This is a genomic window from Pectinatus frisingensis (assembly GCF_014076555.1).
Lineage (GTDB): Bacteria > Bacillota > Negativicutes > Selenomonadales > Selenomonadaceae > Pectinatus > Pectinatus frisingensis.
Window position 1 is genome coordinate 1,192,825 of record NZ_CP045424.1, and the last position, 11,894, is coordinate 1,204,718.

The window sequence follows — 11,894 nt, forward strand, 5'->3', positions numbered from 1 at the left end:
GATGAAAACTAAAACGGAATTATTAGCACCGGCCGGAAATCTGGAAAAATTGAAAATAGCTATTTTATATGGGGCCGATGCTGTTTATCTGGGGGGCAAACGATTTGGACTGCGTTCCTATGGCGGTAATTTTTCTTTTAAGGATATGCAGACGGGTGTTGAATTTGCCCATGCACGTGGGAGAAAAGTATATGTGACAGTTAATATATTTGCCCATAATGATGATTTGATTGGATTGCCGGAATATTTGCGGCAATTGGATAATTTAAAGGTGGATGGAATATTAGTGTCCGACTTAGGAGTATTTTCAGTGGTCAGACAGACAGTACCAAATATACCGGTGCATATCAGTACACAGGCTAATACGACAAATTGGGCGGCAGTAAAGGCTTGGACAGACATAGGAGCTGCACGGGTGGTTCTGGCAAGAGAACTGTCCAGGCATGAGATCAAAAAAATTCGCGATAATTGTTCAGTGGAATTAGAAATGTTTGTCCATGGAGCTATGTGCATTTCTTATTCAGGACGTTGTGTTATGAGTAATTACATGACAGGACGTGATTCTAACCGTGGTGCCTGTGCACAAGCCTGTCGCTGGAAATATTCGCTTATGGAGGAGAAGCGTCCAGGTGAATATTTTCCTATCAAGGAAGATGCGCAGGGAACTTATATTTTTAATTCTAAGGATCTGTGTTTGCTGCCATATATAGGTGAAATCATAGAAAACGGTATAAATAGTTTGAAAATCGAAGGAAGAATGAAGAGCATCTATTATGTTGCCGGGGTGATAAAGGTTTATCGGGAAGCTATTGATGCTTATTACAATGGAGTTGATAATTGGGCAGAATTATTGGTAAAGTGGCAGATTGATCTGGCGAAGATATCACATCGCCAATATACCAGTGGCTTTTTCCTTGGGAAACCGGATGAGGAAGGACAGGTTTACGATAGTTCGAAATGTACACAAACTGCAGATTTTGTTGGGTTGGTACGGGAATATGATGCCGCAACCGGATATGCGGTCATTGAACAGCGTAACAATATAAAAGTCGGGCAGAAAGTGGAGATATTTCAGCCTACTAAAGCGTCATATTATCAAGTTATAGAAGATATGCAAGATGAGTGCGGCAACAAGATCACTGCAGCACCGCATCCGCAACAGCTTATAAAAATGAAACTTGAAAATCCGGTGGAACGATATGCGATGCTGCGACGGGATGTAAGATAGATTTATTTAGGCTATGCAATTGAAAGAAGGAATTTTTATGAAACGCTATTTTGGTCAAGCTTATGGACGGGTCCAGGGTGTGGGGTTTCGTTATTTTGTGCAGTCTGCGGCAAAAAAACTGGGTCTGACCGGATGGGTGAAAAATATGGATGATGGTAGTGTGACAATGCAAGTGCAGGGTGAGGAAAAAAACATAAATGGACTTTTTATTAAAATAAAACAGGGTAATATGTTTATAAAAGCCAGTAAATTTACCACTAAAGAAATAAATTGCATAGATGCGGAACAAGATTTTGATATAAAATATTGATGGATGGTAAAATAAAAATGGATAGTGAGAATATTGAAAAAAATTTTAGTTTTGCATGGGCCAAATTTGAATTTGCTGGGAACGCGTGAGCCGGAAATATATGGATCAACTACTTTACAGGACATAAATATGATTTTACGGCAGCAGGCTGAAGCAGCAAATGTCATCATTAATTTTAAACAAAGTAATTTTGAGGGAGAAATTGTCGAGGCTATTCAACATGCTGCTGATTATGATTATGTTATATTAAATGCAGCGGCATTTACTCATTATAGTATAGCTATTCGTGATGCTATTGCGGCCGTGAGAACACCGGTCATTGAAGTGCATTTGTCCAACGTGGATAAACGGGAAGAGTTTCGCCATAAATCAGTGATCGCACCGGTAGTCGTTGGACGGATATGTGGTTTCGGTGTGGATAGCTACAAAGCAGCATTGTATTGTGCAATAAATAAATTATCCGGAGTTGACAGTGATGCAGATTGACAGATTGGGAAAATTAAGGGAATTTTTGACTAATAAAAATGCTGAGGCTGTAATAATCAATAAGAATGAAAATGTCCATTATTTCAGTGGCTTCTATGGTGATGATTCGGCATTGGTAATAACTATGGATAAAGAATATTTGCTGACAGATTCCCGGTATATGGAACAGGCCAGTCAGCAAAGTGATTTTACACTGATTGAACAAAAAAAAGGGTTACTCAGTAAGATAGCTGAAGTGGTTTGCAATAATAATATAGTTAAGCTGGCTTTTGAAGAGAATGCACTTTTGTATGCTTCTTATGCAGCTTTGCAAAAAATGCTGCCACAAGCTGTTTTATCTGTTCCGTTGAATCTGGATTGTCTGCGCGCAAAAAAAGATGAAACTGAGCTGGATTTAGTAAAAAAAGCTGTAGCAATAAGTGATGCAGCTTTTTCACATATTATTAAATTTATAAAACCAGGTATATCAGAAATTGCAGTAGCTGCGGAACTGGAGAACCGCATGCGGCAATTAGGCAGTGAACGGCCGGCATTTACTACAATTGTGGCCTCTGGCAAGCGGGGCAGTCTGCCGCATGGTATTGCCACAGAAAAGTTGATTGTTGACGGAGAATTTGTTACAATGGATTTTGGCGCAGTTTATAAGGGTTATCATTCTGATATTACACGTACGGTTTGTGTCGGTAAGGCATCGAAACGGCAAAGGGATTTATATGAAACAGTGCTTAAAGCGCATTTGATGGGTATTGATAGTGTAAGGCCGGATACTGACGGAAAGACCATTGATGCACCATCACGGCAGTTTATAAAAAGTATGGGATATGGTGATTATGGGCACGGACTGGGACACGGTGTGGGATTGGAAATACATGAACTGCCGCGCCTTTCACCGATGGCAGATAATGTGATACTTCGTACTAACATGCTTGTAACGATAGAACCGGGAATATATGTTCCCGGCTTTGGCGGAGTGAGAATAGAAGATACGGTATTAGTTGGCCAAAGCGGCGCAATTCCTTTAACTAAAAGCCGTAAAGATTTACTTGAATTATAATGTTTTGTAACTAAAGCAGTTATCCAAGAGAATATAATTGTTATTGGATAAGATAAATGTAAATTTATTAATTGGGGGTTTATTTTTAATGATTTCAAGCAGCGATTTTCGCACAGGCCTTACTCTGGAGATTGATAACGGTGTATGGCAGATAATTGATTTCCAGCATGTAAAACCGGGTAAAGGTGCAGCTTTTGTACGCACGAAGATAAAAAATATACAAACAGGTGCTGTTGTTGAACGTACATTCAATCCTAATGAAAAATTACCGGCTGCACACCTTGAAACCAGTCAGAAACAATATTTATATGAAAGTGACGGAATGTACACTTTTATGGACAATGAAACGTATGAACAAGTTGAACTCAGCAAGGAACAGCTTGGTGATGCACTTAACTTTTTGAAGGAAAATATGGATATCAGCATACAAACCTTCAAGGGAAAAATAATCGGAATATCACTTCCTAATTCTGTGGTGCTGGCTGTCGTTGAATGTGAACCGAGTGTTAAAGGTGACACGGCTACAGGGGCAACAAAAATGGCAAAAGTTGAAACAGGTTACGAAGTACGTGTGCCTTTGTTTGTGAATGAAGGCGATAAACTTCGTATTGATACACGTACTGGAAATTATATCGAACGTGCTTAAGTACGATAAAAAGACACTATGCTTTTTTGGCAATAGTGTCTTTTTATTAAAACATGGATATATAGGAGATATTATATATAATGCTGATTTATCAAAAGAACTGCAACAAAAATTAAAAAGAGTCTGCATATAAAACATATTGATAGTAAATGTAATGTTGTAATTTTTTTCTTGCGTTTGAAATTTGAGAGGTGTATAATGTATTCATTCCACAATGATAGGAGATAATTATATATGAGTACTGTTAAATTTGTAAAGGCTGCAAAACTCAAGGAAAAGCCTGACGTAGCTAAAATTGGCTTTGGTACGCATTTTACAGACTACATGTTTGAAATGACTTATACGGAGGGAAAAGGCTGGCATAATGCACAGATTATTCCGTATGATAATATATCTGTAAGCCCGGCAAATGCTACCATTCATTATGGACAGGCTATTTTTGAAGGAATGAAGGCTTTCCGCCAGGGAAACAAAGTGGTCATTTTTCGGCCTATGGATCATATCAAGCGCCTGAACAATTCAGCACGGATTTTAGACATTCCGCAGGTTGATACGGCTTTTGTCCATGATGCGTTAAAGCAGCTTATAACAATTGAAAAAGATTGGGTACCAGCGCAGCGGGGTCAAAGCCTTTACATCAGGCCGTTTATTTTTGCTGATGATGGTTTTCTCGGTGTAAGTGTTGGTAAAACTTATAAAATGTACATAATATTGTCACCGGTGGCGGCTTATTATGTGCACGGTTTTGCTCCTGTCAAAATAATGGTGGAAGATACATATGTAAGAGCTACTAAAGGAGGATTAGGTGAGGCTAAAACTCCGGCTAACTATGCAGCAAGTCTGCATGCAGGGCTTGTAGCTCATCAAAAGGGTTACGATCAAACATTGTGGCTTGACGGTGTAGAACGTAAGTACATTGAGGAAGTTGGCTCAATGAACATATTATTTAAAATTGATGGTGAAATAGTAACACCGGAACTTGATGGCAGCATTTTAAGCGGGATAACACGCCGTACAGTTTTACAGGTTGCCAAAGAATGGGGATATCCGGTGGCAGAACGTCGCATATCAATTGACGAAATCAAAGATGCTTATAAGAAGGGGCATTTGGAAGAAGTGTTTGGCTCGGGTACAGCAGCTGTAATATCACCGGTTGGTGTTTTGGGATATAAGGGTGAAGATATGATTATAAATAACGGTCAAATAGGTCCGTTTGCTCAAAAAATGTTTAATTATGTAACCGGTGTACAATGTGGTGCAGAAAAAGATATCCATGGGTTTACTGAAATTGTAGCAGAAGTTTGAATAAGATATAATAATATTATAGGTTTCATAATAGAGTAAATTGCATTGTTATGGGGCAATAAAAAAGATGGGGAATTTTTCTTCCCCATCTTTTTTATTTATTCAGCGGCATATACGCTGATTTGTCTTTTATAACGTCCGTTGCGTTCAAAGGCAACTTTACCGTTGACCTTAGCAAACAAAGTATCATCTTTACCGATGCCAACATTTTGACCGGGATGGAAATGAGTACCTCTTTGACGGACTAAGATGCTGCCAGCACTGACAAGAGTACCAGCTTGTTCTTTAACACCGAGGCGCTTAGCTTCACTATCACGGCCATTACGAGTACTGCTGACACCTTTTTTATGAGCAAAAAGCTGTAAATCAAAATTAAACATTCAGTTCACCCCCTGGTGGTTGAAATAGCGACGTTGTCAGGATTCTTTTGGGATATCTCCATAAAACCCAATACAGCTACCGAAAATATCGCTTCAGTAAGCTCAGTAGGTGCATCTTGTAAATTTATCCGCAGATATCCTGCTTTAACATCATAGTTGATTTTAAAATGTAAATGTTTCGTCAAGCTCAAAATGACCGATTGCGCCAGTGCCGATACAGCGGCACAAACTATATCCATCCCATATTCACCGGCATTGGCATGGCCTTTTATTAACAGTCCGTTAATTTTACTGCCAGAGTAATGGATAGTTATGTCAATCATTATGCTTCAATGTTTTCAATGGTAATTTTTGTATATGGCTGACGATGCCCCTGACGACGACGATAATTGGATTTAGCCTTATACTTGAAAATCAAGATCTTTTTGGCCTTATCCTGTTTGTCGACTTTAGCGGTAATCTTTGCACCATTAACAACAGGAGTGCCGATTTTTACATCATCATCGTTAACTACTGTTAAAATTTCATCAAATGTAACGGTAGTACCTTCTGCTGCATCAAGTTTTTCAACAGTAATAGTATCTCCCTCAGAAACACGATACTGTTTGCCGCCTGTTTTAAAAATAGCGTACATTATACTTACACCTGCCTCTTAATATACTCGCCAGTTTATGGTTAGCATAAAGCTATTGAACCTCACTGAGCGGTTGATAAGAATGTTTGCAACAAACTTATACTTAAGCAGTTTAGCATAAATTTGTCATATCTGTCAATCTTTATCTTCATCTTCATCATAATAATTCTGCTTTGCCAGTTCAGCAGGATTAATATTTTTAATGGTAAAACCACGTCCGGCAACTTCTGAAGCATCTGATATTATCATGAAGGCCGTCGGATCCAGAGCGTATACGATAGACTTTATTTTACTGATTTGAGTTAAACTGGCTACTACCAGCATTATATTTTTTTGCTGACGGGTAAATGCACCTTCACCATGGAAGAATGTAACGCCGCGGTTCAGGTACTGCATGATCAAGGGAGCAATTTGCTCGGCCTTAGGTGATACGATCATTATGGATTTTTTTCTATTAAAACCGGCTACTACCTTGTTAGTCATTTCTGCTGATATATACATGCCGATTAATGTGTAAAGACCGGTATTGACATTAAAAATAAAAATACCAATGACTATTATTACAAGATTAAGTACAAAAATTGCCGTTCCTACATCGAAGGAGTAAAATTTTTTAATTACTGCACCGACCACATCAAGACCGCCTGTATTTGAATCGGCCCGAAAAATTATTCCAAAACCGATACCAGATAAAACACCGCCAAAAATGGAATTCAACATTCGATTATCAATAGTATTATAGCTGGCAAGAAAGCTGGTAGTATCGATACAAACAGAAAATAATGTCATACCAATGATGGTATCGACAGCATATAATTTGCCGAATACACGATAGGACAGATAAACTATAGGCAAATTGTAAATTATTAGCTGTATACCTATAGGTAAATTGAACAAATAGTATAGAATAATTGCAATACCACTGATACCTCCGGACAGAAGCTGTGCCGGGACCAAGAATATATTCATGGCAGCGCCACTGATCAGGCAGCCGATAAATATTTGAGTGTAACGTCTAAGATGAAACGCAAACATGCTTATTCCTCCGTAAATTTTCTTGTATGTATAAGAATATAACACATTTAAATGACTTTTACATTAATTACCAAGGAATATAATAAATTATGCTGAAAAAGTTGTTGCCGCAAAATGGGTTGGGTTTAGCATGGGTTAATATGAAAAAATTAAACGGCTGCTTTGTACAGCCGGCGGCGTATTGTCAGTATTACGCCAAGTGTGCAGATCACAGCTATAACAATACAGGCTGACTTCATTCCAAATAAAAAAGCAATGTTGTGTCCATTAGTAAAAGTTGTTATATGGTGCCCAATAATAATGCTCATACCAGTGTACAGCAGTGTATTGGCAACGGCAATACCGGCAGCATTGCCAATATAGCGTATCAAGGCATTGACACTACCGGCAATACCTATTTTATTTGATGGGACAGACGACATAACGATGTAATTATTAGGCGGCTGAAAAGCACCATTACCGATTCCCAGCAGGGCAATTAATAAAGCAATGCTTGATAATGATGTATTAACCGTGATAAAACCGACCAGGAAAAGTCCGCACGCCGTTAATGACAAGCCAATTATGGTGAGACGTTCAGCCCCAATGTGATCAGACAAAGCTCCGCACAACGGTGAAACAACGATAAGCAGCAGTGGATATAAAGACATATACAGACCGGCTGATGCTGAATCCAATTGACGAATGTATTCTAAGTAAAAAGGCATAATGAAGGAAAAAGCTGAAATAGCCATATACGATGTAAAGGCGCAAAAAATACTTATTGAAAACAAATTATTTTCAAAAATATGTAAATCAAGTACCGGATATGTAATTTGTCGTTCTAATTTAATAAATAATAAAAAACTAATAACGGATATGCAGCTGCATATTAAAATAAATGGGGTAAAAAAACCATGTATTTGGCTTTCCTGCAAAATATAAAACAAGTTGGACATTGATAAAGCAAATAATAAGGCACCCTTGAAGTCAAGCGGGATATGTTGTTGCCTTTCATGAGGAAAAATTAATAAACCGCCAATAAAAACCAATAGGCCGAATGGGATGTTGATTAAAAACATGCAGGGCCAGCCAGCAAGGGCAATTATAAATCCACCAAGTGATGGTCCGGTAACGAAACCCAGGGCAACAAATGCGCCATTTATTCCCAATGCTTTGCCCCTGTCGGCACCGGGAAAAGCACGAACTATAATGGCTTGGCTATTAGCCATGGTTGCACCGCCACCAATTGCCTGGATAATTCGTGCGGCTATCAAAAGCGGTAATGTTGGGGCAAGACTGCATAATAAAGAACCAATTGTAAAAATTAATATACCAAGTTGGAAAATTTTTGCTTGTCCATATATATCTCCCAGTTTCCCAAAGAGAATTATATCGGCTATCAATGTTATAAAGTAAGCATTTGCTACCCAGGCAACTGCTGCGGAGCTGACATGCAGGGCATTAGCCATAACAGGTAATGCTATGTTGGTCACACTGGTGTCAATTGTTGCCATAAAAGGAGCCAGTACGGTGATAAAAAGAATCAACCGGCTATTGCCGCGTAATTTACTAAACAAAAATATACATCTCCAATTATCAGATTAACTCAAAATTGCCAGGATAATCAGCTTCTATAATGCTCATCGGCAATTCGGACGCTGCCCCAGTTGCTTTGTTGTAAAACTTGGAATGCTTTTTCAACTGTATTCGGTAAATCAATATGTACTAAAAAATTTTTACCCTTGGGACCATAGCCGTTTTTATCATCTCGCAAACGTGAAATTTCTCCCATGAGAAGAGTGATATAATATTTTATATCCCATAGGCCCCAATATATTTGCCGAAAAACCGGTTTCCCGGCATGAACGGTAATTTCGGGAAGATAAGGTGCATAATTGATAAGTGTTACCGTTTCTGGCGGCAGTACTTTTTTAAAAGTTGCATCCATACGCTTTTGCATAGATGCATCCTGCATGATTAGTATTGTTTTAGGTTTATGGCAACTGTATTCACGAAGTTTTGCTAATGCATAGGTTACATTATTTCCGCAATTTGTCGATTTGTTTTCGATCAGGCAGTCATGAATCCCATAATTATGTGACAGATAATCAGCCATAATATCAGCTTCGGCACGTCCTTTTGTCATCATAGCAGGAAATCGTGCGGCAAATGTCTGTTGCAGAAGATGTGTTGTATGGCCGATACCACCAACTAGTAAAAGCTTTTTGACCAGGCCTTTTTGGTATGCCTGTGCTGCAACATCACAGCCAAAGGGGATGCTTCCACCAAATAAAATTAATACATCCACAGCAGCAATACCATATTTAATCTGCAAGGCTGTTGACGTAAGCACAGGAATATCCCGTACGGCAAGGTAAGATGTCAATGTATTTGCTGCAGTTGTTGTTTCTAAAATATTCATAATTAACCTTTCTGTCGAGCAGTATCATCAAAATATTTTTTATAAACAAAATATCTCTTTATTTTAGAAAGAAAAATGGATTTTGTACGTTTGAAAATATATCCTATTCATAGGATATATTTTTTTACAAATTAAGTCAATATTGCCGGCAATATAGGAAAGCAGAGTGTCAGCACGGTGTGATATATTAGATTTTCAAATTATAAATTTTTGTATTTTTATAGTTTAATGCATATTGGTCTGTTGCATTTATTTTTATTGACATATTATTGATAAATGTTCATTTGGTGAAAAAAACAACAATATTTAGTTAAAAAAATAAATAAGGTACTTGACAAAAAAATGTATAAAATATATAATCAATGACATCATATATAAAGGCAACGCAGCCTGTATAGCAGATTATCTGCTGACAGGCTGCGTTTTTTTTATGATGAAGATAAATGCATGTAGGCGCAGTGATGTCATTGTGAAACATAGATATCATAATTACAAATTTTAATATGTACACTGGTGCTGCATGTATAAAAAAGGAAGGAAAGATTTATATGAAAAAACTCTGGTCTGTGTTTTTATCAACATTTATGTTGATGGTGGTAACTACTCCGATAGCTTTTGCCGCAACTGATGCACCAAAGATCGACAGTGGTGACACTGCGTGGGTACTTGTAAGTGCCGCACTGGTTTTTATTATGACACCGGGACTTGGTTTCTTTTATGGCGGCATGGTCAGAAGTAAAAATGTATTGACAACCATTATGCATAGCTTTTTTATTGTAGGCATGATATCGGTAGAATGGTTTATCTTAGGTTATACGATGGCATTTGGTGATGACGCGACTGGAGTTATTCCTGGTATTATAGGTTCCCTGGATAAAATTGGCTTAGCTGGAACAGCCGGCCAGATCTGGACGGGAACATCAATTCCGGAACTCGCTTTTGTAGCTTTTCAATGTATGTTTGCAGTGATTACACCGGCACTTATAACAGGGGCCTTTGCTGAACGTGTCAGATTTAAAGCATACGCATTATTTGTACTATTATGGGCTATTTTCATTTATAATCCGATGGCTCATATGGTATGGGGCGGCGGTAAGTTATTTGAATTAGGTGCATTGGATTTTGCCGGAGGACTAGTAATACATATTCTTTCCGGGGTGTCAGGTTTGGTGATTTGTATTTTGGTAGGTAAAAGAAAAGGTTATGGGAAACTGCCAATATTACCGCATCATTTACCAATGACTGTTTTGGGAGCAGCTCTTTTATGGTTTGGTTGGTTTGGATTTAATGCCGGCAGCGCATTGGGAGCTAATGAATTGGCTGCCAATGCACTTATTACAACGCAAGCTGCGGCGGCTATGGCAACAGTCTCCTGGGTTGTGTGTGAATGGCTGCATAATGGAAAACCAACTATTTTGGGAGCTGCTTCGGGCTGTATTGCCGGATTGGTAGCTATAACACCTGCCGCTGGATTTGTTGCACCGATGCCGGCCGTTATAATTGGTATTATAGGTGGGGCAGTATGTTATTTTGCCGTAGCAATTATGAAAGCAAAGCTTGGTTATGATGATGCATTGGATGCTTTTGGTGTACATGGCATAGGTGGAACATGGGGCGCTATAGCTACTGGTTTATGGGCTTCTACTGCTGTAAATTCAGCCGGAGCCAATGGTTTGTTTTATGGTGACAGTACACTTTTAGTTGCTCAGATAATATCGATTATTGTGGCGTATCTCTTGGGAGGAATAGGTTCATTTGTTCTTTTCAAAGTGGTAAATGCAATTACACCATTTAGAGCAGATGAAGCAGAAGAAATTTCCGGTCTTGATATAGTTGAACATGGTGAACGTGGGTATTCTCAATCAATAATGACGGGTGAATCTCTTGGTATTCAAGAAGATATTACAAAAATAAATTAAGATACGATTTTTGTGAAAAAATTCTAAATTTGTTTTATAATAATAAGCAAATAAGAAGTTATAATTTGGGAGGGAAACCATATGGCCAAAATGACAAAGATAGAAATTATTACCCGCACTAATAAGCTGGAGGAATTGAAAACGGCCCTCAACAGCATTGGCGTTGAGGGAATGACTGTCAGCCAGGTATACGGTTGTGGCCTGCAAAAAGGACATAAGGAAGTATATCGTGGACGTGAATATTCAATAAATCTTGTGCCTAAGATAAAATTGGAAACAGTGGTTTGTGATGTACCTGTTGAACAGCTTCTGTCGGTAGCGCAGAAAGTCTTATGCACCGGACAGGTCGGCGATGGAAAGATTTTTGTTTATGATGTAGAAAATGCAATGCGCATACGTACGGGAACACAAGGAACAAAAGCTATAACAGATGATGAGGCTTAATCTTAATATTTAAAATAAGGAACTTTCCAGGGAAATTTCTGGAGAGTTC

The 11,894-nt window shown here is 38.4% G+C and carries 14 protein-coding genes; 8 read left to right on the forward strand and 6 right to left on the reverse strand.

All coding sequences use genetic code 11. The features are described from left to right. Position 1: 1 nt before the first annotated feature. The 6 genes from F8M42_RS05570 (at position 2) to F8M42_RS05595 (ending at position 5,029) form a co-directional block, all read left to right on the forward strand. Positions 2–1,228: a peptidase U32 family protein gene (locus tag F8M42_RS05570; protein WP_182188651.1), complete on the forward strand. Its 1,227-nt coding sequence runs from the start codon at positions 2–4 to the stop codon at positions 1,226–1,228. A gap of 37 nt (positions 1,229–1,265) precedes the next feature. Beyond that, positions 1,266–1,538, forward strand: a complete 273-nt coding sequence (locus F8M42_RS05575) for an acylphosphatase (protein ID WP_229711486.1) — start codon at positions 1,266–1,268, stop codon at positions 1,536–1,538. Positions 1,539–1,571: 33 nt separating this feature from the next. After that, positions 1,572–2,024 carry a type II 3-dehydroquinate dehydratase gene (gene aroQ, locus F8M42_RS05580; protein WP_182188351.1) on the forward strand — a complete coding sequence of 151 codons (453 nt, stop codon included), beginning with the start codon at positions 1,572–1,574 and terminating at the stop codon, positions 2,022–2,024. Beyond that, the gene (locus tag F8M42_RS05585; RefSeq protein ID WP_182188352.1) at positions 2,014–3,078 is read left to right on the forward strand and encodes a M24 family metallopeptidase; all 1,065 of its coding nucleotides are present in this window, start codon (positions 2,014–2,016) and stop codon (positions 3,076–3,078) included. The genes aroQ and F8M42_RS05585 overlap by 11 nt, the downstream gene beginning before the upstream one ends. 88 nt (positions 3,079–3,166) lie before the next feature. Next, positions 3,167–3,724: an elongation factor P gene (gene efp, locus F8M42_RS05590; RefSeq protein WP_182188353.1), complete on the forward strand. Its 558-nt coding sequence runs from the start codon at positions 3,167–3,169 to the stop codon at positions 3,722–3,724. A gap of 234 nt (positions 3,725–3,958) precedes the next feature. Then, the gene (locus F8M42_RS05595) at positions 3,959–5,029 is read left to right on the forward strand and encodes a branched-chain amino acid aminotransferase (RefSeq protein ID WP_182188354.1); all 1,071 of its coding nucleotides are present in this window, start codon (positions 3,959–3,961) and stop codon (positions 5,027–5,029) included. Positions 5,030–5,127: 98 nt separating this feature from the next. Here the strand turns inward: F8M42_RS05595 and rpmA are convergent, their stop codons facing one another. The 6 genes from rpmA to F8M42_RS05625 form a co-directional block, all read right to left on the reverse strand. Beyond that, positions 5,128–5,409 (reverse strand): 50S ribosomal protein L27, encoded by a 282-nt coding sequence (gene rpmA / locus F8M42_RS05600; protein ID WP_182188355.1) that lies wholly within the window; start codon positions 5,407–5,409, stop codon positions 5,128–5,130. Positions 5,410–5,414: 5 nt separating this feature from the next. Further along, positions 5,415–5,732, reverse strand: coding sequence for a ribosomal-processing cysteine protease Prp (locus tag F8M42_RS05605; RefSeq protein WP_182188356.1), 318 nt, complete (start codon positions 5,730–5,732; stop codon positions 5,415–5,417). After that, a complete protein-coding gene (gene rplU / locus F8M42_RS05610; RefSeq protein WP_182188357.1) occupies positions 5,732–6,043 on the reverse strand; it encodes a 50S ribosomal protein L21 in 312 nt (103 codons plus the stop codon). The genes F8M42_RS05605 and rplU overlap by 1 nt, the downstream gene beginning before the upstream one ends. Positions 6,044–6,178: 135 nt before the next feature. Continuing rightward, positions 6,179–7,078 (reverse strand): YitT family protein, encoded by a 900-nt coding sequence (locus F8M42_RS05615; RefSeq protein ID WP_182188358.1) that lies wholly within the window; start codon positions 7,076–7,078, stop codon positions 6,179–6,181. A gap of 149 nt (positions 7,079–7,227) precedes the next feature. After that, complete coding sequence (locus F8M42_RS05620; RefSeq protein ID WP_182188359.1) at positions 7,228–8,637, reverse strand: MFS transporter; 1,410 nt, start codon at positions 8,635–8,637, stop codon at positions 7,228–7,230. Positions 8,638–8,684: 47 nt separating this feature from the next. Continuing rightward, a complete protein-coding gene (locus F8M42_RS05625) occupies positions 8,685–9,482 on the reverse strand; it encodes a YdcF family protein (protein WP_182188360.1) in 798 nt (265 codons plus the stop codon). 548 nt (positions 9,483–10,030) lie between these two features. Between F8M42_RS05625 and F8M42_RS05630 the strand changes: the two genes are divergently transcribed. After that, positions 10,031–11,401, forward strand: coding sequence for an ammonium transporter (locus tag F8M42_RS05630; protein ID WP_182188361.1), 1,371 nt, complete (start codon positions 10,031–10,033; stop codon positions 11,399–11,401). 81 nt (positions 11,402–11,482) lie between these two features. Continuing rightward, positions 11,483–11,845, forward strand: a complete 363-nt coding sequence (locus F8M42_RS05635) for a P-II family nitrogen regulator (RefSeq protein ID WP_182188362.1) — start codon at positions 11,483–11,485, stop codon at positions 11,843–11,845. Positions 11,846–11,894: the final 49 nt, after the last annotated feature.